Annotated in this window: 22 protein-coding genes; 12 read left to right on the forward strand and 10 right to left on the reverse strand. The window is 60.3% G+C overall.

Features of this window, described 5'->3' with window-relative positions; all coding sequences use genetic code 11:
- Positions 1–45: 45 nt before the first annotated feature.
- From JYU29_RS04375 to JYU29_RS04400, 6 genes are all read right to left on the reverse strand, one after another.
- The gene (locus JYU29_RS04375) at positions 46–558 is read right to left on the reverse strand and encodes a hypothetical protein (protein WP_213983510.1); all 513 of its coding nucleotides are present in this window, start codon (positions 556–558) and stop codon (positions 46–48) included.
- 69 nt (positions 559–627) lie between these two features.
- Positions 628–1,245, reverse strand: coding sequence for a YitT family protein (locus tag JYU29_RS04380; protein ID WP_213983511.1), 618 nt, complete (start codon positions 1,243–1,245; stop codon positions 628–630).
- Between the two features lie 44 nt (positions 1,246–1,289).
- Positions 1,290–3,245: an acetyl/propionyl/methylcrotonyl-CoA carboxylase subunit alpha gene (locus JYU29_RS04385; protein ID WP_213983512.1), complete on the reverse strand. Its 1,956-nt coding sequence runs from the start codon at positions 3,243–3,245 to the stop codon at positions 1,290–1,292.
- 10 nt (positions 3,246–3,255) lie between these two features.
- The gene (locus tag JYU29_RS04390; RefSeq protein ID WP_213983513.1) at positions 3,256–4,863 is read right to left on the reverse strand and encodes a carboxyl transferase domain-containing protein; all 1,608 of its coding nucleotides are present in this window, start codon (positions 4,861–4,863) and stop codon (positions 3,256–3,258) included.
- Positions 4,864–4,867: 4 nt separating this feature from the next.
- Entirely contained in the window at positions 4,868–6,028 is a 1,161-nt protein-coding gene (locus JYU29_RS04395; RefSeq protein ID WP_213983514.1) for an isovaleryl-CoA dehydrogenase, read from the reverse strand.
- 15 nt (positions 6,029–6,043) lie between these two features.
- On the reverse strand, positions 6,044–6,655 hold the full coding sequence (locus JYU29_RS04400) for a TetR/AcrR family transcriptional regulator (RefSeq protein WP_213983515.1): 612 nt from the start codon (positions 6,653–6,655) through the stop codon (positions 6,044–6,046).
- 169 nt (positions 6,656–6,824) lie between these two features.
- On the opposite strand from JYU29_RS04400, the gene JYU29_RS04405 reads away from it, so the two are divergent.
- Positions 6,825–8,054 (forward strand): OmpP1/FadL family transporter, encoded by a 1,230-nt coding sequence (locus JYU29_RS04405; RefSeq protein ID WP_213983516.1) that lies wholly within the window; start codon positions 6,825–6,827, stop codon positions 8,052–8,054.
- Positions 8,055–8,063: 9 nt separating this feature from the next.
- On the opposite strand, the gene JYU29_RS04410 is transcribed toward JYU29_RS04405, so the two are convergent.
- Positions 8,064–9,170 (reverse strand): pyridoxal phosphate-dependent aminotransferase, encoded by a 1,107-nt coding sequence (locus JYU29_RS04410; protein WP_213983517.1) that lies wholly within the window; start codon positions 9,168–9,170, stop codon positions 8,064–8,066.
- A 307-nt stretch (positions 9,171–9,477) separates the two neighbouring features.
- Between JYU29_RS04410 and JYU29_RS04415 the strand changes: the two genes are divergently transcribed.
- From JYU29_RS04415 to JYU29_RS04430, 4 genes are all read left to right on the forward strand, one after another.
- On the forward strand, positions 9,478–9,999 hold the full coding sequence (locus JYU29_RS04415; RefSeq protein WP_213983518.1) for a (2Fe-2S)-binding protein: 522 nt from the start codon (positions 9,478–9,480) through the stop codon (positions 9,997–9,999).
- Positions 9,996–11,009 carry an FAD binding domain-containing protein gene (locus JYU29_RS04420; RefSeq protein WP_213983519.1) on the forward strand — a complete coding sequence of 338 codons (1,014 nt, stop codon included), beginning with the start codon at positions 9,996–9,998 and terminating at the stop codon, positions 11,007–11,009. The genes JYU29_RS04415 and JYU29_RS04420 overlap by 4 nt, the downstream gene beginning before the upstream one ends.
- Positions 11,010–11,020: 11 nt before the next feature.
- A complete protein-coding gene (locus JYU29_RS04425) occupies positions 11,021–13,273 on the forward strand; it encodes a xanthine dehydrogenase family protein molybdopterin-binding subunit (protein WP_213983520.1) in 2,253 nt (750 codons plus the stop codon).
- 403 nt (positions 13,274–13,676) lie between these two features.
- Positions 13,677–14,762, forward strand: coding sequence for a porin (locus tag JYU29_RS04430; protein ID WP_250157178.1), 1,086 nt, complete (start codon positions 13,677–13,679; stop codon positions 14,760–14,762).
- Positions 14,763–15,263: 501 nt separating this feature from the next.
- On the opposite strand, the gene JYU29_RS04435 is transcribed toward JYU29_RS04430, so the two are convergent.
- Positions 15,264–17,336, reverse strand: a complete 2,073-nt coding sequence (locus JYU29_RS04435; RefSeq protein WP_213983521.1) for a lytic transglycosylase domain-containing protein — start codon at positions 17,334–17,336, stop codon at positions 15,264–15,266.
- A gap of 245 nt (positions 17,337–17,581) precedes the next feature.
- Between JYU29_RS04435 and dapA the strand changes: the two genes are divergently transcribed.
- Genes dapA through JYU29_RS04450 form a run of 3 tightly spaced genes read left to right on the forward strand, consistent with a single transcriptional unit; the run spans position 17,582 to position 19,338 of the window.
- Entirely contained in the window at positions 17,582–18,463 is an 882-nt protein-coding gene (gene dapA, locus JYU29_RS04440; protein ID WP_213984261.1) for a 4-hydroxy-tetrahydrodipicolinate synthase, read from the forward strand.
- Positions 18,464–18,490: 27 nt separating this feature from the next.
- The gene (gene smpB / locus JYU29_RS04445; RefSeq protein WP_213983522.1) at positions 18,491–18,967 is read left to right on the forward strand and encodes an SsrA-binding protein SmpB; all 477 of its coding nucleotides are present in this window, start codon (positions 18,491–18,493) and stop codon (positions 18,965–18,967) included.
- Complete coding sequence (locus JYU29_RS04450; protein ID WP_213983523.1) at positions 18,967–19,338, forward strand: energy transducer TonB; 372 nt, start codon at positions 18,967–18,969, stop codon at positions 19,336–19,338. The genes smpB and JYU29_RS04450 overlap by 1 nt, the downstream gene beginning before the upstream one ends.
- On the opposite strand, the gene JYU29_RS04455 is transcribed toward JYU29_RS04450, so the two are convergent.
- Together JYU29_RS04455 and JYU29_RS04460 are read right to left on the reverse strand one after the other, a co-directional pair.
- Entirely contained in the window at positions 19,322–19,993 is a 672-nt protein-coding gene (locus JYU29_RS04455) for a uracil-DNA glycosylase (protein ID WP_213984262.1), read from the reverse strand. The genes JYU29_RS04450 and JYU29_RS04455 overlap by 17 nt on opposite strands.
- Positions 19,994–20,000: 7 nt before the next feature.
- Positions 20,001–20,588, reverse strand: a complete 588-nt coding sequence (locus tag JYU29_RS04460; protein ID WP_213983524.1) for a LabA-like NYN domain-containing protein — start codon at positions 20,586–20,588, stop codon at positions 20,001–20,003.
- Between the two features lie 206 nt (positions 20,589–20,794).
- Here JYU29_RS04460 and rpoZ point away from each other — a divergent pair, with 206 nt between their 5' ends.
- The 4 genes from rpoZ to acpS all read left to right on the forward strand — a co-directional run bounded on the left by rpoZ (position 20,795) and on the right by acpS (position 24,547).
- Positions 20,795–21,184 carry a DNA-directed RNA polymerase subunit omega gene (rpoZ, locus tag JYU29_RS04465; RefSeq protein WP_213983525.1) on the forward strand — a complete coding sequence of 130 codons (390 nt, stop codon included), beginning with the start codon at positions 20,795–20,797 and terminating at the stop codon, positions 21,182–21,184.
- 114 nt (positions 21,185–21,298) lie between these two features.
- A complete protein-coding gene (locus JYU29_RS04470; protein ID WP_213983526.1) occupies positions 21,299–23,527 on the forward strand; it encodes a RelA/SpoT family protein in 2,229 nt (742 codons plus the stop codon).
- Between the two features lie 22 nt (positions 23,528–23,549).
- Complete coding sequence (gene pyrE, locus JYU29_RS04475) at positions 23,550–24,140, forward strand: orotate phosphoribosyltransferase (protein WP_213983527.1); 591 nt, start codon at positions 23,550–23,552, stop codon at positions 24,138–24,140.
- A gap of 8 nt (positions 24,141–24,148) precedes the next feature.
- Positions 24,149–24,547 (forward strand): holo-ACP synthase, encoded by a 399-nt coding sequence (gene acpS, locus JYU29_RS04480; RefSeq protein ID WP_213983528.1) that lies wholly within the window; start codon positions 24,149–24,151, stop codon positions 24,545–24,547.
- Positions 24,548–24,550 lie beyond the last annotated feature (3 nt).

The raw sequence follows: 24,550 nt of genomic DNA on the forward strand, positions 1-24,550 counted from the left end.
GCGCCGCTCCCCATCTTGATCTCGGTCCTGGGACCTCAGCGATCCTTACTGATCGTTGCGATCTTCGCTGGACATATCATCGTTGCTCAAGCGATCGAGCATGCCGTTGACGATGTCGGCACAAGCCTGCATCGGCTCATTGGCCGCGCAGCGCACATCAAGCTCGACACTGCCATCGTCCTTGGTGTTCAAGCGGAAGCGAGCGCCTTCGTTGCCGCGGGCATGTCTCGGACCACCGCGCCAGTGATGACGCCCGGGACGATCGCGATCCCAATGGTGTCGACCGGGGCCGCGGCGGGCTTCGTTCTTCATCGCATCGGGCTTGCCGTCATCGGAACCCATGCCATCCATTTCATCGTCCATCCCGTTGGAGGACTGCGAGTTCTGGCTACCGTTCTGCGCGTCGGCACCCGGAGCAAGTTCTTCCGGCGGTGCTGGCGGCATTGGAGCGGGTGCAGCTTGCGTCGGAGCAGGTGGTGGGGTGGGGGCAGCGTTCTGAGCATAAGCCGAGCTGGCGAGCAGGGTGAGCGCTGTTGCGGAGGCAATTAGATATTTCATGGGGCAGATCTCCTTGTTCCGATCTGCCTGACCAACCACCGGGACTCCCGATGGTTCCTGTAAAACTCTTCAACTCATTCCGACATAGCGCCCAGGACGATGATTGATCGCCAGGATCATGTTGAACATGACAGCACCGATCACGGACAGCACCACTTGCGGCAAGGTCAGCACGGTGAGCGCAATCAGCAGGATCACCAGGTCCACTGCGAGCTGGAAGTATCCGGCACGAATGCCGTAGCGATCCTGCAGGTACAGCGCCAAGATGGAAAAGCCGCCAAGGCCCGTTCGGTGCCGCGCCAGGATCAGCAAGCCCATGCCCTGCAACCCGCCGCCAACAAAGGCTGCGAATAATGGGTCGAGATGAGAAAAGCCGATGAACAGCGGAAAGATCCGGCTCATGGCGGAGATCAGCACCACCGCGATGAAGGTGCGCACCGCAAAAGGCCAACCCATGCGTGCGACCGCGAAAGCATAGAAGGGCAGGTTGATGACGAAGAAGATCGTCCCGAACCCGTAGCCGGTCATATATTGCAACAGCAAGGCCAGACCGGCAGCGCTGCCGGTGGTCAGATGCGTTTGCGTGTAGAAGGTCAAACCGAGTGCTGCAAAGCCGGTGCCTATGAGAAGTGCAAGCACATCCTCATACAAGCGGTGGCGGCTGGCACTCTCTTCGGTGATCGTCATGGCTGGACGTTATTCAGCAGAGGCGAAGGCAGCAAGGCTTACGTTCACGCTGCCCCCGCTTCTTCGAAAGTAACGAGCACTGTACGATCCTCGACCTGTTCGCCTTGACCAACGATGGAGGCAACCACAGCATCGCCCGGCGCGGTGATCGTGTGCTCCATCTTCATGGCTTCGAGCACGAGCAGCGGCTGACCCTTGCTGACCTGATCGCCCGGCTTGACGCGCACCAGCTTGACCAGTCCCGGCATTGGGGCGCGAAGACCACCGGAAGCCGCCGCGCTTTCCGCAGCCTGTTCGAGGGGATCTCGCGAGGCGAGGCTGTAACCGACAGCGCCATCGAACACGGTAAGATGTCCCGGCCAGCGCACTACGTCTTGAACCGCGCTTGCGGGCAGGACGACGGTCCCGGCATCCGCAAGGCCGACAGTCCAGCGACCACCGGCAAGCGCCGAAATCGTCGCCGTGATCTCGGCGTCTCCTGCGCCGATCTTCACCTGCCGTTGCACGGGATGGAAATGGGAGTAGCCGCGCAAGCTGGTCCACGGATTGTCCGCAGTCTCTGCCAAGATACCGGCCGCCGAGAGTGCCGCCATGGCTTTGACCGTTTCCGTCGGCTCAGGCAGCGCGGTCAGCGTGTCTGCCTTGCGCTCGATAAGCCCCGTATCCACGCGCCCAGCCGCGAAATCCGCATCATCAGCCAGCTCGCGCAGGAACACCGTGTTCGTCACCGATCCCGCGATCTGCGTCGTGTCGATGGCGTCCACCAGTGCGTCCAACGCCGCACGCCGGGTTGGTCCATGCGTCACCAGCTTGGCGATCATAGGATCATAGAAGGGCGAGATCTGGTCACCGGCGCGCACACCAGTTTCGACACGCAGATCCGGACTTGCGACCGGGAAGGCGAGGTGGTGCAGGGTGCCGGTTGCCGGCAGGAAGCCCTTTGCAGCATCTTCGGCATAAACACGCGCTTCAAAGGCATGGCCATTGAGCGCGATTTCGTTCTGCGCCTTTGGCAGCGCTTCGCCTGCAGCAACCCGCAGCTGCCATTCCACGAGATCGATGCCCGTCACCATCTCGGTCACGGGATGCTCGACCTGAAGCCGCGTATTCATTTCCATGAACCAGAAGCGGTCGGGATGCAGACCATTCGCACCATCGACAATGAACTCGATCGTGCCGGCGCCGGAATAGCTGATCGCCTGCGCGGCCTTTACAGCCGAGTTCGTCATGGCAGCGCGCATCTCCGGCGTCATGCCGGGAGCGGGCGCTTCCTCGATCACCTTCTGGTGGCGGCGCTGCGCCGAGCAGTCGCGCTCGAAGAGATGCACGACATTGCCGTGATTGTCGCCGAACACCTGCACCTCGATGTGGCGCGGCGACAGGATGTATTTTTCCACCAGCACCCGATCGTCGCCGAAAGCCGCCTTGGCTTCGCGCCGGGCAGAGGCCAAGGCTTCAGGGAAGGCGTCGGGATCATCCACACGGCGCATGCCCTTGCCGCCGCCGCCAGCGCGCGCCTTAATGAGCACGGGATAGCCGATCTCGCGCGCCTTGCTGGCCAGCACGACGATCTCCTGCGCTTCGCCGTGATAGCCTGGCACGACTGGCACGCCGGCTTTCTCCATCAAGCGCTTGGCCGCGTCCTTCAGGCCCATGGCACGGATCGAGTCGGCGGATGGTCCGATGAAGGTGAGGCTGGCAGCCGTCACCTGTTCCACGAAGTCCGGATTTTCCGACAGGAAGCCGTAGCCGGGATGGATGGCTTGCGCGCCTGTCTTCTTTGCGGCCTCGATGATCGTGTCGCCGCGAAGATAGCTTTCGCCCACTGGCGATCCGCCGATATGCACGGCTTCATCCGCCATTTCGACATGCAGCGCGCGCGCGTCAGCATCGGAGTAAACGGCAACCGTGCGGATGCCCATGTGGCGAGCGGTGCGGATCACGCGGCAGGCGATTTCGCCGCGATTGGCGATGAGGATCTTGCTGAAAGGCTTTGACATCTCTCTCACCTCACATCCGGAAGAGGCCGAACTTGGTTTCGGGGATCGGCGCGTTGAGCGTCGTCGCCAGGCTCAGCGCCAGCACGTCTCGGGTTTTTGCAGGATCGATGATGCCATCATCCCAAAGGCGCGCCGAAGAATAGAGCGGGTGGCCTTCGCGCTCATACTTGTCGAGGATCGGCTGGCGGAACGCCGCTTCTTCGTCCGCACTCCATTCGCCGCCGCGTCGCTCGATGCCTTCGCGCTTGACGATAGAGAGCACCGTCGCTGCCTGTTCGCCCCCCATGACGGATATGCGGGCGTTCGGCCACATCCAAAGGAAACGCGGGGAATAAGCGCGACCGCACATGCCGTAATTTCCCGCACCGAACGAGCCACCGATGATAACGGTGAGCTTCGGGACCTGCGCGGTGGCGACGGCCGTGACCAGCTTGGCGCCGTCCTTGGCGATGCCGCCTGCCTCGTATTTGCGGCCCACCATGAAGCCTGTGATGTTCTGCAGGAACACCAATGGAATGCGTCTTTGGCAACACAATTCGATGAAGTGAGCGCCCTTTTGGGCCGACTCGGAAAACAGAACACCGTTGTTGGCGATGATTCCGACCGGCATTCCATGGATATGGGCAAAGCCCGTCACCAGCGTCGTGCCGAAGTTCTGCTTGAACTCGTCGAGCTCCGATCCGTCCACAATGCGGGCGATGATCTCGCGCACGTCATAGGGCTGGCGCGTGTCTTCCGGCACGATGCCGTAAATCTCATCAGCTGCACGAAGCGGCTGAATCACCTCTCGAAGTTTGAGTGGCATCTCCCGCTTTCGATTCAGGTTTCTGACGATCCGCCGAAGCTGGGCGAGGGCATGGTCGTCGTTCAGCGCATAATGATCCGCCACGCCTGAAAGCCGCGTATGCGTATCGGCACCGCCGAGATCTTCAGCCGACACCACTTCGCCGGTTGCAGCCTTCACCAAAGGCGGGCCGCCGAGGAAGATCGTCGCCTGGTTCTTGACCATGATGGCTTCGTCGGACATGGCCGGCACATAAGCGCCGCCTGCCGTGCAGGAGCCCATGACGCAGGCGAGCTGCGGAATGCCTCGGGCGCTCATATTCGCCTGGTTGAAGAAGATGCGGCCGAAATGTTCGCGATCCGGGAACACCTCATCCTGATTGGGAAGGTTCGCTCCGCCGGAATCCACGAGGTACAAACAAGGAAGATCATTTTCGGCCGCGATCTCCTGCGCCCGCAGGTGCTTCTTGACCGTGAGCGGGTAGTAGGTGCCACCCTTCACCGTGGCATCGTTGACGACGATCATGCAGGGCGTGCCCTCGACCATGCCGACACCCGCAATCATCCCGGCCGACGCGATGTCGCCGCCATACATGTCCCAAGCCGCGAACTGCCCTATCTCCAGGAACGGCGATCCGGCGTCGAGCAGCTGCGCCAGCCTTTGGCGAGGCAGGAGCTTGCCGCGCGCGGCATGACGCTCGCGCGCTTCGACCGGCCCCCCTTGTTCGACGATGGCTGCCTTGTCCTCCATCTCGGCGACAAGCGCGCGCATGCGCTCTGCATTCGCCTTGAAGCTTTCGGAGGAGGGCGAAATCTGCGTCTGGATCACGGACATGGGATCAGCCTTCTTCCATCATCTCGCGGCCGATCAGCCAGCGGCGGATTTCGCTGGTGCCGGCCCCGATCTCATAAAGCTTGGCATCGCGCAGAAGGCGGCCGGTCGGATAATCGTTGATATAGCCGTTGCCGCCAAGCAGCTGGATCGCATCCAGCGCGCACTGCGTTGCCTTTTCCGCGGCATAAAGAATGCAGCCGGCGGAGTCCTTGCGCGAAGTCTTGCCCTCATCGCAGGCACGCGCGACGGCATAGACATAAGCGCGGCAGGCGTTCAGCGTCGTGTAAAGGTCAGCCATCTTGCCCTGCACCAGCTGAAAGGCGCCGATCGGCTGGCCGAACTGCTTGCGCTCGCGAACATAAGGCACGACAGCGTCAAGGCAGGTCGCCATGATGCCGAGCGGGCCGCCCGACAGAACCACGCGCTCGTAATCCAGGCCTGACATCAGCACCTCGACGCCGCGCCCTTCTTCGCCGAGCATGTTCTCGTAAGGCACTTCGACATCCTCGAAGACGAGCTCGCCGGTGTTGGAGCCGCGCATGCCAAGCTTGTCGAGCTTTTGCGCGACCGAAAAGCCGGCCATGTCCTTTTCGATCAGGAAGGCCGTGATGCCGCGCGATTTCCGCTCCGGATCCGTTTTGGCGTAAACCACCAGCGTTTCGGCATCGGGACCATTGGTGATCCACATCTTGGTGCCGTTGAGCACGAAGCGGTCGTTGCGCTTTTCGGCCCGCAGCTTCATCGACACGACATCGGACCCCGAGCCGCTTTCCGACATGGCGAGCGCGCCGACATGTTCGCCGGAACACAGCTTCGGCAAGTATTTCTGTTTCTGCTCCGCCGTTCCCCAGCGGTTGATCTGGTTGACGCACAGATTGGAATGCGCGCCGTATGACAGGCCGACGGATGCCGAAGCGCGGCTGATTTCCTCGATAGCCACGACATGGGCGACATAGCCCATGCCCGACCCGCCAAAATCGGGGTCGGCGGTCATGCCGAGGAGGCCGAGTTCGCCCATCTCCTTCCAGAGCGGGGCAGGGAACTCGTTGCTCCGATCGATCTCCGCGGCTTGTGGCGCAATGCGATCCTGCGCGAAGCGGCGAACCGTGTCGCGCAGCGCCTCGATGTCTTCGCCAAGGCCGAAATCCATGCTGTTCGTATACATGCTGCCTCCCGGTATTCAGTCTGTATGATCGTGTGCTGCGCCAACAAGGCGCAAGGTCATGATGCTGTAATGGGCAATCAGTTCGTCAACGCTCAGGCGGTCCTGCGGACGGTACCAGACGATAACGCCGGTGATCATCTGAATGATCGCCATGGTCGTAAGCGCAGTATCCTCGATGGCAAAGCGGCCAGCGTCAGCGCCTTCTTGAAGGATCGTGCGCAGTTCGGTTTCATACCGAGCGCGTAAGGCAAGGATCGGCGTCAACTGCTCCGGTGACAGGCTGCGAAGCTCCAGATTGCTGACATGCGTGGTTTCGCGCCGTCCCAGGTGAAAGCGGATATGATGTTCAACGAAGGCGGATAAACGCTCCGTCGGCTGGTCGACGCCTTTGCTGACCGCACCGTTCCAAGACGTCAGAAGCTCTTCCATGTGGCGGGACATCAGCTTGAAAAGCAGATCCTGCTTGGTCGGAAAATAGCGGTAAAGCGCTGCAACCTGAACGCCGACTTCGCTGGCAAGCTGGCGCATGGACACAGCCTCGAAGCCGTGCCGCGCGATAAGACCGGCTGCCGCCAGACGGATCGCCGCTTCCGTTTTTCCCCCGTCTGATCCGATCGTGCGCGCCATCGATCCTCCTATTGCAAAGAATAAAACGATCGTTCACTTAATTCAAGTGGTGCCTTTAAAGGCGAATTCGTTCCATTCCTGCGCAAAGAATGATCAAGCGTTGTATTCTTGCACTTCTTAGAAGGTGAGGAGCTTGTTAGGTTCGAGTCACTCAGTTTGGGAGGGGCTTATGTCGACACGCACCGTGGCAACTTTGGTGTCCGCCGGTATCGCATCCATTTTGCTCGCTGCGCCGTCGCAGGCCGGCGGCTTCAATCGCGGCATCGCGAACCTTGATCCGCTTTATTATACGACCGGCTTCGGCCTCACGAGCTCGATCACTTACGTGTCGCCGGCACGGTCCTTCTCGAGCGTTTCGGGTGGCCGTATCGTTGCGGGTCGTCCAGGTGCTTTCACGCAAGGCGAAACCGACATCGTCGAGGATTTCGCTGTTCCCTCGGTGACAGTCGGCGGTCGCGTTGTCGGCGATCTGAGCTGCGCAGGCTCCTACACCCAGCCCTACGGCGTGGAAGCCAACTATGACGGCCCGATCCGCTTCAACATCGCCCAGCAGAAGCTGGATACGGATGAATACGGCCTGACCTGCGGTTACGGGTTCGACCTTTCAAAGGGTCGCCTGATGCTGATCGGCGGCGTGTTCTATGAAACGGTGGACTTCACCCAGGCGCGCGATTTCTCGCAGGCGTTCGGCACGGTGGGCACGAGCCGCATCAAGGTTGAATCCGAAGACGTTGGTTACCGTCTCGGCGTCGGCTACGAGATCCCGGAAATCGCTCTGAAAGCGCAGCTGCTTTACCGTTCGGAAACGAACCATGATGCGACAGGCGAATATTACAACACGCCTTTCGCGACGCTCGCGACCCTGACTGGACTGACACCACGCCAGGCAGCGGCCATCTATGGCAACGCCATGGCTACGTCCGCGAGCACTTCGGCAACCTTGCCGCAGAACCTCGAATTCAGCCTTCAGTCCGGTATCGCGCCGGGCTGGCTGGCGTTCGGTTCCGTGAAGTGGACCGACTGGAGTGTGTTGAAGCGGATCGAGCTGGTTGAAGGCATCGCCAACCAGACCTTCTCGTCCACCAACTTCTATTTCGAAGATGGCTGGACGGTCACCGGCGGTGTTGGACACAAGTTCAACGACAAGCTGGGTGCGTCCGTTTCCGTGACCTGGGATAAGGGTGTTACCACCGGTTGGGACACGCTAACTGACACTTGGAGCTTTGGCGGCGGCGTCGCCTATGACTTCTCCGACAAGTTCCAGCTGCGTGCAGGTGGCGCGGCGATCTATTTCACCGATGGCGACAAGGACAAGGTCGCCAACGCGCTTGATTACACCGCGACGTCCGACAACGAATGGGGCTACGCCCTTTCGCTGAGCGGCGCGCTGAAGTTCTAGGCATAAGAACTACGCTTTGCCGGCAGCATCGAGTGCAGCCGGCAAAGCCTTCGCAAAGAGATCGATCTCCGCATCCGGACCGCAGCTGACGCGGATATAATGATCGAGCCCTGGTGTCATTGGCTTGCGCACGAAAATTCCGCGCTGGCCGAGTTCCTGCAGAACCCGCATGGCAAACGCGCCATCGGAGCCGCAATTGATAGCCACGAAGTTTGTGGCCGAAGGCAGGGCTGTGAGACGGTTGTCTTCGGCGATACGGTAAAGCCGTTCCCGGCACCGTTCCACCTTCTTCACCGTTTCCGCGAGATGCGCCTGATCCTTTAGTGCCGCCAAGGCTGCGACCTGTGTCATGCGCGATATTCCGAAGTGATTGCGCACACGGTCGAACGCGCGGATCATCTCGACGTCCCCGATCGCATAGCCGCAGCGCATGCCGGCGAGGCCATAAGCCTTGGAGAAGGTGCGCATGCGCAGCATGTTTGGCCGGATCACGTCGATCGGCGGCAAGGTCCCAACCGGCGCGAATTCACCATAGGCTTCATCGAGAATGAGCATGACGTCATCGGGAACCCCGTCGATGAGGCGCATGACATCTTCTGCCGGCCAGCATGTGCTCATCGGATTGTCGGGATTGGCAAAGTAAACCATTGCCGGCTTCATCTTCAGAACGGCCGCCAGAAGAGCATCGGGATCTTCGTAATTGCCCTTATACGGTACCGTATGCAGCTGCGCCCCGAAGCCTGCGACATGGTAGTTGAAGGTTGGATAGCCGCCGAGCGAGGTGACAACGGTGGCGCCGGGCTCAACGAAAAGCCGCACGGCCAGTCCGAGCAGGCCATCAATGCCTTCACCAACGGCAATCTGGCCAGGCTGAATTCCGAGATGGTGCGCCAGTGCTTGCGTCAGCTCGTAGTTTTCCGGATCGCCGTATTTCCACATCTCATCCGAAGCTGCGGCCATTGCAGCAGCCACTTTCGGCGATGCGCCGAAGCCATTTTCGTTGGCTCCAAGACGCGCCTTGAAGGAGCGGCCGTTGTTCCGCTCCTGAGTTTCCGGCCCCACGAACGGGACGGTGGACGGCAGCGACTTGGCGAGATTGGTGAGATGGGGCGGCATCGGAAAACCTTTGGGATCGTAGAGGCGGCTTAGCGAGGATTATCGCCAGCCGCAACGCACCCGTTTGTTGAAGAGCTACGATGGTCAGCCTAGGCGTGAATGCGTCTGGAACCTGTTTGCGCCTCGCGGATTAGCAGCCTGTAGTCGCGATCTTCGTGCCTGCCACCACATGATTGACCAATCGACGGGCGCAGCTGGCGCGTGGTCGAGGAACGCAGCTCTGCTAGACACTGAGCAACGCCTCGTCCCGCCTTTGGAGCTCTCTCCACAGCGTCGTGTCCCTTTCGCAAGAGACCACGAGGATCGCATGGATCACATCACCGGCTCACAGGAACAAGCGGCGGGCACGGAGCTGCCCGGAATTCCCATCACACTGACGATCAACGGCCGAAAGCGCGAACTGAGTGTTGCGCCTTGGGTCACGCTTCTGGATCTGCTGCGTGAACGGCTCGATCTGACGGGTTCCAAGAAGGGCTGCGATCACGGCCAATGCGGCGCGTGCACGGTGCTCGTGGATGGCAAGCGGATCAACAGCTGTCTGAAGCTCGCCGTCGCCTATGATGGTGCGGAGATCACCACGATCGAAGGGCTGGCGCAGGGCGAGACGCTGCATCCCTTGCAGCAGGCCTTCATCGACAGGGACGCTTTCCAGTGCGGCTACTGCACGCCTGGCCAGATTTGCTCCGGCGTTGGTCTCATGAACGAAGGTCGTGCCAGCACACGCGACGAGGTCCGCGAGCTGATGAGCGGCAACATCTGCCGCTGCGGTGCTTATACGAACATCACCGATGCGGTGATGGATGTGCTGGAGAAGGAGGGCGCGAAATGAACCGCTTTTCTTATCATCGTGCCGGCGACATTGCCGAAGCCGCTCAGATGGGCGCGGAACCGGACACACGTTTCCTCGCAGGCGGGACCAATCTGGTTGACCTGATGAAGGCCAATGTCGAGCGCCCGACGCGGCTGGTCGACATTTCGCGCCTTTCGCAAAACACGATCGAGGATCTGCCGGAAGGTGGTTTGCGCCTCGGCGCCTTCGCGACGAATGCCGACACCGCCTATGACGAGCGCGTCGAACAGCGCTACCCGCTTCTCAGCTCGGCCATTCTGGCCGGTGCCAGCCCGCAGCTGCGCAATGCCGCGACGAATGGTGGTAACCTGAACCAGCGCACGCGTTGTTATTATTTCTATGACACGGAAACGCCCTGCAATAAGCGCGAGCCGGGCTCCGGCTGCAGCGCGATTGGGGGCGTGAACCGCATTCATGCGATCCTCGGAACGAGCGAAGCCTGCATCGCCACGCATCCGTCGGATATGTGCGTGGCGCTCGCCGCTCTTGAAGCCGAGGTTCGCGTTCAAGGTCCTGCTGGCGAGCGCGTGATCGCCTTCGCCGACTATCATCGGCTTCCAGGTGATGAACCGTGGAAGGATAACACCCTGCAGCCCGGCGAGATCGTGACCGCGATTGACCTGCCGGCCGACAGCTTCACCGAAAACTACACCTATCTGAAGCTGCGCGACCGGTTGTCTTATGCCTTTGCGCTTGTTTCGGTGGCCGTTGGTTTGAAGATGGAAGGCGGCAAGATCGCCAAGGCGCGTCTTGCGCTTGGTGGTGTCGCGCACAAGCCTTGGCGCGTTCCGGCAGCGGAAGCGCTGCTTGAGGGGCAGGAGCCATCGGCGGACCTTTTCGCCCAGGCTGCTGATGCCATGCTCCAGGGAGCGGTTGGTCAGGGCACAAACGACTTCAAGATCGAACTGGCACGCCGGGCGATCCGCCGGGCGCTTCGTCAGGCAGCTGCGGGAACGCCGCAGTCGCAAACCAACAAGCAAGTGGCTTGAGGAGGTCGGCTATGACAACACATGCCAACGCACCCGCTCGTATCGGTGAACCGCTCAGCCGCGTGGACGGTCGCTTGAAGGTGACAGGCCATGCCCGCTATGCAGCCGAACATCCCGTCGCCGACCTGCTTTATGGCTGGGTAGTTTCCAGCGGCATCGCCCGCGGTCGCATCACAGCCATTCATGAAGACGCTGCCCGCGCCGTTGCCGGCGTGGTCGAGATCATCACCCACAAGAACCGCCCGGACCTCGCTGGGTCTGACAGCGCATACCAGGAACAGGTGTCGCCTCCAGGCAAGCCGTTCCGCGCGCTCTATGATGACGAAGTACAGTTCAGCCTTCAGCCCATCGCCCTTGTGGTGGCTCAGGACCTTGAAACGGCCCGCTACGCCGCATCGCTGATCAAGGTCGAGTATGAAGCTGCCGAGCACAACACGGACTTCCGCGCCGCTCAGGCTGAGCGCTTCATGCCATCCAAGAAGCGCAACAACTATCTCGGCTTCAAGAACCGTGGCGATGTCGATGCCGGAATGGCGCAGGCGACCCACAGGATTGCCGAAACCTACCACATGGGTGTGCATGTCCATAATCCCATGGAAATGCATGCAACGACTGCGGTCTGGGAAAACAAGGACAGCCTCACTCTCTACGACAAGACACAAGGGTCGCAGAACACTCAGACCTACATCTCAAACATCTTCGGCTTGAAGTCGGATAATGTGCGCGTGCTCAATCCGTTTGTCGGCGGCGCTTTCGGTTCGGGGCTGCGGCCGCAATATCAGGTCTTCCTCGCAGCGCTGGCTGCCACGATGCTGGAACGTTCGGTGCGCGTGGTTCTGACGCGTCCGCAGATGTTCAGCCACGTTCACCGTCCCGAAGCGCTCCAGGCGGTTTCCCTGGGTACGGATGCAAGCGGCCAGCTGACCGCAATCCGCAACGAAGCGACGACCTCCACGTCCCGCTTCGAGAACTACATGGAAAACGTCGTGAACTGGGGCTTGATGGCTTACGCCTGTCCCAACGCAGCCGGCGACTACACGATCTCGCCTATGGATACCTACACGCCAGGTGACATGCGTGCGCCTGGTGCGGCCACAGGCATGACCCTGTTCGAAATTGCGATGGACGAGATGGCCTACGAGGCCGGCCTCGACCCACTGGAATTCCGGCTTCGCAACTATTCCGAAAAGGATGCGATGAACGACACGCCTTTCACGTCGAAGGCGTTACGGGAAGCCTATGCTGAAGGCGCGGCATCCTTCGGTTGGGACAAGCGGAGCATGGAGCCGCGCTCGATGCGCGACAATCATGAACTCGTCGGCTGGGGTATGGCGACCGGTATGTGGGACGCCATGTTCCAGAAGACGGCGGCACGCGCCAAGCTCTCGGCCAACGGCAATCTCGTGATCGAAACGGCCTCGTCCGATATCGGCACGGGTACCTACACGATCCTCGCGCAGATCGCGTCCGATACGCTGGGCATCCCAGTTGATCAGATCTCGGTCAAGATCGGCGACAGCAGTCTTCCGATGTCACCGATCGAAGGTGGATCCTGGACCGCTGCTTCAGCAGGCGCTGCAATCGAGGCGACCTGCCAGAGCTTGGGTAAAAAGCTGCTCGATGCGGCGGAGAAGGTGCGTAACTCACCGCTGGAGGGCGCCAAGTTCGACGACGTCGTGTTCGACAATGGGCGTATCGTTTCAAAGGCCGATCCCTCGAAGAACGTTTCCTACGGCGAAGCGATGGCTGCGGCCGAACAAGGAAGCCTGGAAGCCGAAGAAACGGTTTCCGCGGGTATTTCAGGCATGATCAGCCAGATGCGCAAGTCGCGCAACACGCACAGTGCCGTCTTCGCCGAAGTGAAGGTGGACGAGGAGCTTGGCGTCGCGCGTGTGACACGCGTGGTGTGCTCGGTGGCGGCAGGCCGGATCATCAACCCGAAAACGGCACGTAGCCAGATCCTGGGCGGCGTGGTGATGGGGATCGGCATGGGGCTCCATGAAGAAACCTTCGTGGATCACCGCATCGGCCGCATCATGAACCATGACCTCGCTGAATATCATGTGCCCGCCAATGCCGACATTCACGACATCGAGGTGATCTTCGTCGATGAGCCGGATCCGGAGGTGACGCCGATGGGCGTGAAAGGCGTGGGCGAAATCGGCATCGTTGGAACGGCTGCGGCAGTGGCCAACGCCATCTTCCACGCCACGGGCAAGAGATTTCGCGATCTCCCAATTACCATCGACAAGATCCTGGAGTGATCCAGGCAGCTGCAGAACAGGAACAGGGGCGCTTCGGCGTCCTTGTTTGTTTTTAGCACTCGCCGACTCGATTCGACGTCAAAACTGCCGTGCCGCCACGATTCTCGGGCTCGTGAGGCGCCTACAGGTTCGCATTTGACGCTTTAGCGATCCCAAATGTTAACCAGATCTTACCCGACCCCCTCAATTCGTGTCTTTTGTGCAACAAGGTGTTCTCATAGGGGCGACTTCAAGGTCACTCGGTCACAATCCCAGTTGAACGGTTCAACGAAGCGGGGGTACACCTCTGATCAGAAGAAGGGGCGAACAACGCAGCTTTTTCGGCCATAGGGGATGGGGCAGGGAACGCTGTCCTTCAGCAAAATACCCAGACCCACTATCAACTTTGACTGGAGGTCAGAAAATGAACATTAAGAGCCTGCTTCTCGGCTCCGCAGCGGCCATGATCGCTGTCTCCGGCGCACGCGCTGCTGACGCTATCGTGATCGCAGAACCAGAGCCCGTCGAATACGTTCGCGTTTGCGACGTTTACGGCACCGGCTACTTCTACATCCCGGGCACCGAGACCTGCTTGAAGGTTGGTGGCTACGTTCGCTTCGAAGTTCGCAACATCGGTGGCGACGACGAAGACTTCAACAACGACGGTTACGACACCCGCGCTCGTTTCGCTCCGACCTTCACCGTGAAGTCGGAAACCGAACTCGGCACCTTGACCGGTTATGGCCGTATCTTCGCTCAGTACGACTCCAACGGCACGTCGCCGACTGGCTTCGACTCCGGCACCGGTGAGCTCGTCTTCTCCGAGACCGGCAGCAACTCCACTGTAATCGAGCATGCTCAGATTTCGTTGGCGACTGCTACGGGCACCTTCCTCGTCGGCTACGGCGACACGCCTTACTCGCGCTTCCTCGACTACGGTGGTCCGACCATCAACGACGGTTCGTATGGCGACCGCAACGCTTCCGAAATCTCGTACACCTTCACCGGTGGTAACGGCTTCTCCGCAATCATCGCTGCCGTCGACAACGACGAAAACGGCGATTGGGACACGAACTTCGAAGGCGGCGTGCGCTTCACGCAGGCTTGGGGTTGGATCGGCGGTATGGCCGGTTACGACGGCGTTGCTGACGAATGGGGCGGCAAGGTCGGTGTTGGCTTCAAGATCCCGAACACGGCTATCGAGCTGACGGTTCAGGGCTTGTACTCCAGCGATACCGACGTCGAGAACTACTACTCGCTGCTCGACAACGGCAATGCATACGGCACTGCAGAACTGGCTGAATGGGCTGTTCTCGCCGGCGCATCGGTTGCCTTCAACGAGAAGGTTGGCCTGGCTGGTACGTTCCAGTACTTCGACACCGAAGAGTGGTTCGCTGCTGTTTCGCTGCCGATCTCGCCAGTTGCTGGCCTGTCGATCACGCCAGAAGTCAACTACGTGTCGCGCGACGAAGCCTTCAACGGCATCCTGCGCTTCCAGCGTTCGTTCTAATCCACTCGCAAGAGTTGGTTACGGAAAGCCCGGCGGTAACGCCGGGCTTTTTGTTGTTTAGGCAGGCTTGTCGCCCGACAAAGGTCGTCCACCAAGCTTCTCAACGGCATGACGCTTGTGAGTTTATGGTCTGACGGTTCTTGCAATGTGTTTTCGAGCTGCCTGTGTCTCCGGCAATGATCGGCGGGCCAGGGGGCCGTCTAACAACAGCTACGCGGCGCTATAAGCCCGGTACTCGATGGCGCAGAAGACGTAGTCCAATGCGGCAATGTCAGGCCGATAGACTCGGTCTGTGTTCGCCTGCAGCTATGCTGAGCTAAGCTTGACGATCAGTCATGACGCGCCTTGCTCTCTCCTATGAGGAGGGCTCGTCGTCATTGGACGCCGGTCAGGTAAACTGCAGCGCCGTCGCTGTTCGCCTGACTACGCCCCCTCTTTCAGAAGCACAAAGCAAAACGCCCCCAAGAAGGGGGCGCTTTTATACGGGAGCGTCGGGTCTGTTTAGCGGCCGCGCGATAGGTCGCCGGCAATATCCATCGAACCGGCCAGACGCATCTTGTAGATCTGGTAGTTTTCCATGACGCGCTGCACGTAGTTCCGCGTTTCGGTGAAGGGAATGCGCTCCACCCAATCCACGACGGTATCGATGTTCTGGCCGCGCGGATCGCCATAGCGCTTCGCCCATTCGGCTGCACGCGACGGGCCGGCATTATAGCCGGCGAAGGTCATGACATAGGAGCCATCGAATCGGTCGAGCTGTGTCGACAGATAGGCCGCTCCGAGTGTCGCATTGTAGCCGGCGTCGGTGGTGAGCCGGTCAGCGGAATAAGCAAGCCCGCTCTTGCGCGCCATTTCCTTGGCCGTACCTGGCAGAAGCTGCAACAAGCCTCTTGCACCCGCGCCGGAGACCGCGCCGGCGTTGAATTCACTTTCCTGTCGCGCAATCGCATAGGCCAGCGCCTTGCCAGCGGTCGACATCTTTGCCGAGGAGGGAATGGCGCCGGTCGGATGAGCGAGGGCGCCAATGTCGAGGCCGCGCTGTCCGGCGATCTTACCGACACGCAAAGCGAGATAATGGTTGCCGCGCTTTTCCGCCTGAACTGCCAGAAGCGCCAATTCGCCTGGGCTCGTCAGCTGCTCGGCCAGATCCCGGTAAAGACCGTCCGCACGCCAGGCATGGCCGGCAGCTTCAAGACGTTGAATGGCTTGGACGGCTTCGCGGCCGGCAAAGTTCTGCCGATCGGTAAGCGTGGGTGAGGGGTATTCGGCCGTGATCGTATGGCGACCGAGCTTGGCGGAAGCCAGCTGCCCGTAATAGGTCGCGCCATAGCGTGCCGACTGCTGGTAATAAGTTTGCGCGCTGCCCGGTCCGCCGGCTTCCGCTGCTCGTCCCAACCAGTAATACGCACGAGACAAGGAGATCGGCGTGCTGGAAATCTTGGCGATGCGCGCGAAATGCGCAGCGGCAGTCTTGGCGTTTCCGAGGCTACGTAGCGCATACCAGCCGGCGTGAAACTCTGCATCCGCGGCACTCGTCGCGCTTTCGGCGGCGTGAGAGGCCGCAACACGATAGGCGAGGTCCGGCTTTCCGATGTCGAGGAGCTCGCGCGACAACACGCGCCGCTCGATCCACCATGCATCGGGATCCACAAGCGCGCTGCGCTCCTTGGGGGCCCGCAGCATTGCCGCGGCAGCCAGCGTGTATTTTTCTGCCCGGCGCAGACTTTTGGCCTGCGCATAATAGAAGCCGGTTTCGCGCTGGGCTGCCGGAACCTGTTCGAGCAGGCTGGTGGCGTTGCGCTCATCACGAATCACGGCGGCCCACGCCTTGAAAAGCGCCTGCGCGCCGCTCAAGCCCGCAACACGTTCCGCAGAAGAAACGCGCTCATGGTAGAGCATCTGTTCCATGCGGGTACGATGATCCGACGTCGTCAGGATCTTGCCGAACTCGCGAATGATGGCCTGCTCGTCAGAGGCTTCGAGCTTCTCCGAGCGCCAATACGGAGCCAGCACAGCGCGGGCGCCCTTGGCATCGCCAATCGCAACATGGGCGCGGGCCAGCAGCAAGGTGCCGTCCTGTGTCAAAGGCGTGGTGCCGCCAAACGCATTGATGACGATGCGCGGCGCCGGCTTTTCGCGGGCGAGGGCGCGTTCGCTGTTGCGGCGAAGGGCAGCCATTCCCGGCCAGTTGGGCAGCATCGCCGCAGCATTCGCGATTTCATCGCTGCCCACGCCCGGATCAGCCGACAAGGCGATCGCCCAGGCAAGAATGTGCCGGTCCAGCGAGTTGGACGGCAGACTGTCACGCACGGCACGGGCGCGCGGGATGTTTCGCGATGAGATTGCGTCGAGTCCGCTCTTCAGCACCGTTACGCTGCCGCCGCGCTCGAGCTTGCCGGACGTGTCCACGCTGGAGCTCAAAGAGCCGGTCTTGATCTTGGTGTCGACAAACGAGTTGACGGCGGGGCGGCTCGTCGGCTTCGGCGCTTTGAACAGGTCAAATGCATGCGCCGCCGGCATCGTGGCGAGCATAACGCCGGTAAAGGCCAAAGGCAGGAGCGAGCGAGGCTTCATGTCGTTGATTTCCCATAACCAGACGAGATGCGGGGAAAGATGGCGAGGGTTAGCTAGGAGTAAGCAAGCAGGATGAAGAGAGCGTAAAGACGCTGCCTCTTCCTGCGTTGTCGCTTTCCTCGCGTCCATTCGTTGGGCCGACGTGAACGAGCGCCGTGTCAAGACTATGGTGCCGCGGGACGCAATCGTCTAGAAGTCCTCGCCCGCCGATGGTTGGAGGGCATCTATTGCTTGGAGCTGGAATGATGTTGAGAGGCTCGATTACGGCGCTCGTGACCCCGTTTACTCAGGATGGTCGCTTCGACGAGAAAGCCTTTCACGATTTCGTGGCCTGGCAGATCGCCGAGGGCACGCATGGTGTTGTGCCCGTTGGAACTACCGGCGAGACGCCGACCTTGTCGCATGAGGAACATCGCCAGGTCGTCAAGGCCTGCGTTGGCGTTGCCAAGGGCAAGGTGCCGGTGATTGCGGGTGCCGGTTCAAACAACACCCGTGAAGCTGTCGAACTGGCTCAGTTTGCAGAAAGCGTCGGCGCCGATGCTGTGCTGGTTGTTACACCTTATTACAACAAGCCTCCGCAGCGCGGTCTCTATGCGCACTTCAAGGCTGTTGCGGAAGCCACGTCGCTGCCGATCCTGATCTACAACATTCCGGGTCGTTCAGTCGTCGACATGACGCCGGAAACGATGGGGCAGCTGGCGCACGACTTCAAGAACATCGTCGGCGTGAAGGATGCGACCGGCAAGATCGAGCGCGTTTCGGAACAGCGCATCACCTGCGGCAAGGATTTCATCCAGCTGTCGGGCGAGGATGCTTCGGCGCTCGGCTTCAATGCGCATGGCGGCGTGGGCGCCATTTCGGTGACATCCAATGTCGCGCCGCGGCTCTGCTCGGAATTCCAGGAAGCCTGCCGCGCCAACGACATGGAACGCGCCCGCGAATTGCAGGACCTCTTGATGCCGCTGCACAAGGCGATCTTCATCGAACCCGGTGTATCGGGCACGAAATACGCTCTGTCGCGCCTCGGCAAGATCGAGAATGTCGTGCGTTCCCCGCTGGTGCCGATCGAAAACAGCACGGCTGAGAAGATTGACGCTGCTTTGAAGCATGCCGGACTGATGAACTGAGGCTAGTTGAGCCCTATCTAAGCCGCCATGAGCCAGAAGAAGCACGATCCCAACAACAAGATTGCAGCTGAGAACCGCAAGGCGCGTTTTTCCTATGAGGTTCTCGACACGCTGGAGGCCGGCCTCGTTTTGACGGGGACGGAGGTCAAGTCGCTGCGTGAAGGTCACGCCACGATCGGCGAATCCTACGCGTCGGTCGAAGGCGGCGAGATCTGGCTGATCAATTCCTATCTGCCGGAATATTTGCAGGCGAATCGCTTCAACCATGAGCCTCGCCGGCGCCGCAAGCTCTTGTTGAACAAGCGGGAAATGGCGCGCCTGTCGCAAAGCATCGAGCGCGAGGGCATGACGCTCGTGCCGTTGAAGATCTATTTCAACGATCGTGGCCGCGCCAAGCTGCAGCTCGCGGTCGCTCGCGGCCGCAAGCTGCACGACAAGCGCGAAGCATCGAAGCAGCGCGACTGGGGCCGGGAAAAGGCTCGGCTTCTGCGGGATCGTGGCTGATGAAGCGGTTCCTGCTCGGCTTGATGTTCATGGCCGGCACGATGCTGCCGGCGCATGCCGCCGAGCCGGCTGCCCATTTCGCGCAACGCCTGCACCAGCACCTGATGACGGTGCGGGGTGATGCGCGCGTGGTGGCGGTGGCCCGCGAAGCCTCACCGAGCAATGTGACTGTAGAGTTTCAGCTTGATCCCGATGGCAGGGTCGACAATCCGAAGATCGTACACTCCATTTTGTCGCAGGATGCTCAACGAGCAATCCTCGCAGCGCTCGGCGATCTGCCACCGATTCCACTTGACGGCTATGCAGCGGAAGCAACTTACCGCCTGCCGCTAAGGCTGGAATACACCGAACCGGCTATGCCGGCCCAGTAGGTGAACCAGCCGAATCGATCACGCTGCGCGCAAGCCTGAACACATTGTGGAACATGGGTGTGGTCAGCACGCCCGTATTCGTGTTGTAGCGCGAACAATGATAGCTCGAAATGATCGTCGGCCCACCCGGCACATCAGCCGGCAGGGCGTGCTTGAACGGGTAATCCTTGATCTTCAACCCGTAGGCGCGAACCGTCGATTGGTGCGCGATCGAGCCCAGCGTCACGACGACTTGCAAGGCATCCGGCTGATCGAAGAGCGGCGTCAGAAACTGGCGACAGGTTCGGATTTCTTCCGGCGTCGGCTTGTTTTCCGGCGGCACGCAGCGGACCGAATTGACAATCGCGGTGTCCACCAGCTGCAGACTGTCATCCGGTCGGGCTTCAAACTGGCCGGATGCGAAGCCGAATCTCAGGAGCGTGCTGTAAAGCAGATCGCCTGCATAATCGCCAGTGAACGGGCGACCGGTACGATTGGCGCCCCGTACACCGGGCGCCAGTCCGACGATCAGCAGCTTGGCAGATGCAATACCCCCAGCCGGCAAGAATGGCGGCACAGGTGCGTTGAACCAGTCAGGTTCGCGCGCGCGCCAGCCGGCAATGAAGTCGTGCAGGCGAGGGCAGAAATTGCAATCGGGCGAGGGCTCCGGCTGCAGAACAACATCAGACAAGATCGTTTTCCGGTTCAAGCTCAGTGGGCTCGGGACGGCGCACCGGCCGTTCGGAAGGATCGCGGCCGACTTCGGCACGCAAGCTCTGCAGGTCGATGAAAAAATCGGCCTGGCGGCGCAGCTCGTCGGAAATCATAGGTGGCTGCGACGACATGGTGGACACGACGCTGACCTTGCGGCCGCGACGCTGCAACGCTTCCACCAGCGAACGGAAGTCGCCATCGCCGGAAAAGATCACGTAATGATCGACGACGTCGGCGAGCTCCAGCGCATCGATCGCGAGCTCGATATCCATATTGCCTTTGACCTTGCGGCGTCCGGTGGCGTCGGTGAACTCCTTGGCCGGCTTCGTCACGACACGATATCCGTTGTAATCGAGCCAGTCGATCAGCGGGCGGATGGAGGAGTATTCCTGATCCTCAACAAGCGCGGTGTAGTAATAGGCACGCAGGAGGTAGCCGCGCTTCTGAAAGTTCGCGAGCAGCTTGCGATAATCGATGTCGAAGCCAAGCGAGCGCGACGTGGCGTAGAGGTTGGCTCCGTCGATGAACAAGGCAATCTTTTCGCGCGGGTCGAACATCGGGAAATTCCTTCTACGAAAATTCAAAGTCGAAACATTATGAAGAAACTGGTGGGGGCAAAAAGCGTTGCACGTCTTTATAGCTTCAACCACATTTCTGCCAAAATGCGTCGGATTGGAAGAGCGCACTCCGCCTTGTTTTTTCCGCCTTTTCCGGCTAAACACGCCGTCAATTCCGACATCCCAGTGATATGAAAGGGGCATTCATGGCCCGCGTAACCGTTGAAGACTGCATCGACAAGGTGAACAACCGCTTCGAGCTGGTTCTGCTTGCCGGTCACCGCGCCCGCCTCATCTCCCAGGGTGCACCCATCACCGTTGATCGTGACAACGACAAGAACCCAGTCGTTGCCCTTCGTGAAATCGCCGACGAGAAGCTCTCGCCGGGCGATCTCAAGGAAGATCTGATTCATTCGCTGCAGAAGCATGTGGAAGTCGATGAGCCGGAAGCGGATGCCGGTCACGTCGATGCCACTGCCAGCGCGCCGGCTGACGATGTCGAAGAAGAGAACGTCACTTTCGACCGCATGACGGAAGAAGACCTGATCGCCGGCATCGAGGGGCTCGTGGCTCCGGAAAAAAGCGACGACTTCTGATTGCCTGGATCAATCGCCGCATCTGTCATGCAGGCGATTTGATGCTACCTAAGGGGTATCGGCGCGGTTCGGCGGCGGTACCCCTTTTCTTGTTCTGCTTTGGAGCTTCCGCCCATGATGCGTCAGTATGAGCTTGTCGAGCGCGTGCAGCGCTACAAGCCTGACGTCAATGAAGCGCTGCTCAACAAGGCCTATGTCTATGCCATGCAGAAGCATGGCCACCAGAAGCGCGCTTCCGGCGATCCCTACTTCTCGCATCCGCTCGAAGTCGCTGCGATTCTGACCGACATGCATATGGATGAGGCGACGATTGCGGTCGCCTTGCTGCATGACACGATCGAGGACACGACCGCCACGCGCCAGGAGATCGACGCGCTGTTCGGGCAGGATCTCGGCGTCCTTGTGGAAGGGCTGACCAAGCTCAAGAGGCTCGACCTGGTTTCCAAGAAGGCGGAGCAGGCGGAGAACCTTCGCAAGCTCCTTCTGGCGATCGCCCAGGATGTGCGTGTCCTTCTCGTGAAACTTGCCGACCGCATGCACAACATGCGCACGCTGGATCACATGGCGCCGGAAAAGCGCCTGCGGATAGCGGAAGAAACCATGGATATCTACGCGCCGCTGGCTGGTCGCATGGGTATGCAGGGCGTGCGTGAAGAGCTCGAAGAGCTCGCGTTCCGCCACATCAATCCGGAAGCCTTTGACACCGTCACCAAGCGGTTGGCCGATATCTTTGAGCGCAACAAGACGACGCTCACCGATATTGAAACGCTCCTTTCCGAGCTGTTCGCCCGCTTTGGCATCAAGGCGAGCGTTAAGAGCCGGCAGAAACGAGCGTGGTCGGTGTTCCGCAAGATGGAAACAAAGGCGCTGTCGTTCGAGCAGCTGTCCGACATCTTCGGCTTCCGCGTTCTCGTGAATAGCGTGGAAGACTGCTACCGCGTTCTTGGCCTGATCCACACGACCTGGTCGATGGTCCCCGGTCGTTTCAAGGATTACATCTCTACGCCAAAGCAGAACGATTACAGCTCGATCCACACCACCATTGTCGGCCCAGCCAAGCAGCGTATCGAGCTGCAGATCCGCACCGATGAAATGAACAAGATCGCCGAATATGGCGTGGCCGCTCATGCGCTCTATAAGGACGGCATGACCAAGGCGCCTGCTGGCCATGGTGTGTCCAAGGACACCAATGCCTATGCCTGGCTGCGACGCACGATCGAGGCGCTGGCCGAAGGCGACAGTCCGGAAGACTTTCTCGAAAACACCAAGCTGGAGCTTTTCCAGGACCAGGTCTTCTGCTTCACGCCAAAGGGCAAGCTGATCGCGCTGCCACGTGGCGCCACGCCGATCGACTTTGCCTACGCCGTGCATACGGATGTCGGCGACACCTGCGTCGGCGTGAAGGTCAACGGCCACGTCATGCCGCTGATGACCGAGTTGAAGAACGGCGACGAGGTCGAGATCATCCGTTCAAAGGCGCAGGTCCCACCCGCCGCCTGGGAATCGATGGTGGTGACCGGCAAGGCACGCGCCGCTATCCGGCGCGCGACCAAGAACGCGATCCGCAAACAGTATTCCGGTCTGGGCATCCGCATTCTCGAGCGCGCTTTTGAGCGCAGCGGCAAGACCTTCTCCAAGGACACGCTGAAGCCTGTCCTGCATCGTCTTGGGCACAAAGAGATCGATGACGTGTTGGCGGCTGTCGGTCGCGGCGAGTTGCCATCGCAATATGTCATCAAGGCGCTGTTTCCCGATTACAAGGACGAGCGCGTGTCGCCGGTGCCCCGTCAGCGCGAAGAAGGTTGGTTCAATCTGCGTAATGCAGCGGGCATGCTGTTTCAGGTGCCAAGCCGCTCTTCGTCTTCGTCCTCGTCGCGCAAGACGAGAAGCGAAGGTGCCTTGCCCATCCGAGGCGTTCAGGGCGATCTGCCCGTGAAGTTCGCACCGGAAGGCGCGGTGCCTGGTGACCGTATCGTCGGAATTTTCGAGCCGGGGCAGGGCATTACGATCTATCCGATCCAGTCGCCGTCCTTGACCGCCTTCGACGATCATCCCGAACGCTGGATCGATGTGCGCTGGGACATCGACGAGGCGACGTCGGAACGTTTCCCTGCAAGGATTGCGGTGACGCTGATCAATGCGCCGGGTTCACTGGCTGAAATTGCCGGCACGATTGCCGCGAACGATGCCAACATCCACAACCTGTCCATGCTCAGCACTGCACCCGATTTCACGGAAATGCTGATCGATCTGGAAGTGTGGGACTTAAAGCATTTGAGCCGGTTGCTGTCGCAACTGAAGGATACGTCCAGCGTTAGTGACGCACGCCGCGTCAATGGCTGATCATGCGGATTGGAAAGACTCCATGGACACGGATGAAGTTATAGAAGTTTTCCGCGAGGCCGGTGCCATCCTGGAAGGTCATTTCATTCTGACCTCCGGCTTGCGCAGCCCGATTTTCCTGCAGAAGGCGCGTGTCTTCATGCATGCGGACAAAACGGAAAAGCTCTGCCGCGCCTTGGCCGAAAAGATCCGGGAGCAGTTCCCAGACGGGATCGATTATGTCGTCGGCCCTGCCATCGGCGGTCTTATTCCCTCCTATGAGACGTCACGCCATCTTGGCGTACCGTCCATCTGGGTCGAGCGCGAGAATGGTGAGTTCCGGTTGAAGCGCTTCGACATTCCGGAAGGCGCGCGTATCGTGATTGTGGAAGACATCGTCACCACCGGTCTGTCGATTCGCGAAACGGTGGTGGCGATGACGAATGTCGGCGCTAACGTCTTGGGCGCCGCCTGCATCATCGATCGTTCAGCAGGCAAGTCGGATGTCGGCGTTCCGCTCATTTCGCTGGCGCAGTATGAGGTGCCGGCCTATCCGCCTGACCTGATGCCTGAAGATCTCGCCAAGATCCCGCCGGTTAAACCTGGCAGCCGATACACCAAAGCGCCCGCCTGATCGCTGACATGATTATCGGCATCGGCAGCGACCTCATCGACATCAGGCGGATCGAGAAAACGCTCGATCGGCACGGAGAGCGTTTTCGTGCGCGGGTGTTTACCGAGGTCGAGCAGGCGAAGTCGGACCGGCGCAAGGAGCGCGCAGCGTCTTACGCCAAGCGCTTCGCCGCCAAGGAGGCCTGTTCCAAGGCGCTTGGAACCGGCCTTTCGCAGGGCGTTTTCTGGCGCGACATGGGGGTCGTGAACCTGCCGGGCGGTAAGCCGACCATGCATCTGACGGGCGGCGCGGCGGATCGTTTGACGCAGATGATGCCGGCAAGGCATCGCGCGGTCGTGCATCTCACCATCACCGACGATTATCCATTGGCACAAGCCTTCGTGATCATAGAAGCTTTGCCGGAATAGGCG

It is taken from the genome of Tianweitania aestuarii, assembly GCF_018457165.1.
Lineage (GTDB): Bacteria > Pseudomonadota > Alphaproteobacteria > Rhizobiales > Rhizobiaceae > Tianweitania > Tianweitania aestuarii.

Bases quoted from the DNA above. Each gene is read 5' to 3' on its own strand.
- JYU29_RS04375 (WP_213983510.1), bottom strand. From the start codon at position 558: ATGAAATATCTAATTGCCTCCGCAACAGCGCTCACCCTGCTCGCCAGC.
- JYU29_RS04380 (WP_213983511.1), bottom strand. From the start codon at position 1,245: ATGACGATCACCGAAGAGAGTGCCAGCCGCCACCGCTTGTATGAGGAT.
- JYU29_RS04385 (WP_213983512.1), bottom strand. From the start codon at position 3,245: ATGTCAAAGCCTTTCAGCAAGATCCTCATCGCCAATCGCGGCGAAATC.
- JYU29_RS04390 (WP_213983513.1), bottom strand. From the start codon at position 4,863: ATGTCCGTGATCCAGACGCAGATTTCGCCCTCCTCCGAAAGCTTCAAG.
- JYU29_RS04395 (WP_213983514.1), bottom strand. From the start codon at position 6,028: ATGTATACGAACAGCATGGATTTCGGCCTTGGCGAAGACATCGAGGCG.
- JYU29_RS04400 (WP_213983515.1), bottom strand. From the start codon at position 6,655: ATGGCGCGCACGATCGGATCAGACGGGGGAAAAACGGAAGCGGCGATC.
- JYU29_RS04405 (WP_213983516.1), top strand. From the start codon at position 6,825: ATGTCGACACGCACCGTGGCAACTTTGGTGTCCGCCGGTATCGCATCC.
- JYU29_RS04410 (WP_213983517.1), bottom strand. From the start codon at position 9,170: ATGCCGCCCCATCTCACCAATCTCGCCAAGTCGCTGCCGTCCACCGTC.
- JYU29_RS04415 (WP_213983518.1), top strand. From the start codon at position 9,478: ATGGATCACATCACCGGCTCACAGGAACAAGCGGCGGGCACGGAGCTG.
- JYU29_RS04420 (WP_213983519.1), top strand. From the start codon at position 9,996: ATGAACCGCTTTTCTTATCATCGTGCCGGCGACATTGCCGAAGCCGCT.
- JYU29_RS04425 (WP_213983520.1), top strand. From the start codon at position 11,021: ATGACAACACATGCCAACGCACCCGCTCGTATCGGTGAACCGCTCAGC.
- JYU29_RS04430 (WP_250157178.1), top strand. From the start codon at position 13,677: ATGAACATTAAGAGCCTGCTTCTCGGCTCCGCAGCGGCCATGATCGCT.
- JYU29_RS04435 (WP_213983521.1), bottom strand. From the start codon at position 17,336: ATGAAGCCTCGCTCGCTCCTGCCTTTGGCCTTTACCGGCGTTATGCTC.
- dapA (WP_213984261.1), top strand. From the start codon at position 17,582: ATGTTGAGAGGCTCGATTACGGCGCTCGTGACCCCGTTTACTCAGGAT.
- smpB (WP_213983522.1), top strand. From the start codon at position 18,491: ATGAGCCAGAAGAAGCACGATCCCAACAACAAGATTGCAGCTGAGAAC.
- JYU29_RS04450 (WP_213983523.1), top strand. From the start codon at position 18,967: ATGAAGCGGTTCCTGCTCGGCTTGATGTTCATGGCCGGCACGATGCTG.
- JYU29_RS04460 (WP_213983524.1), bottom strand. From the start codon at position 20,588: ATGTTCGACCCGCGCGAAAAGATTGCCTTGTTCATCGACGGAGCCAAC.
- rpoZ (WP_213983525.1), top strand. From the start codon at position 20,795: ATGGCCCGCGTAACCGTTGAAGACTGCATCGACAAGGTGAACAACCGC.
- JYU29_RS04470 (WP_213983526.1), top strand. From the start codon at position 21,299: ATGATGCGTCAGTATGAGCTTGTCGAGCGCGTGCAGCGCTACAAGCCT.
- pyrE (WP_213983527.1), top strand. From the start codon at position 23,550: ATGGACACGGATGAAGTTATAGAAGTTTTCCGCGAGGCCGGTGCCATC.
- acpS (WP_213983528.1), top strand. From the start codon at position 24,149: ATGATTATCGGCATCGGCAGCGACCTCATCGACATCAGGCGGATCGAG.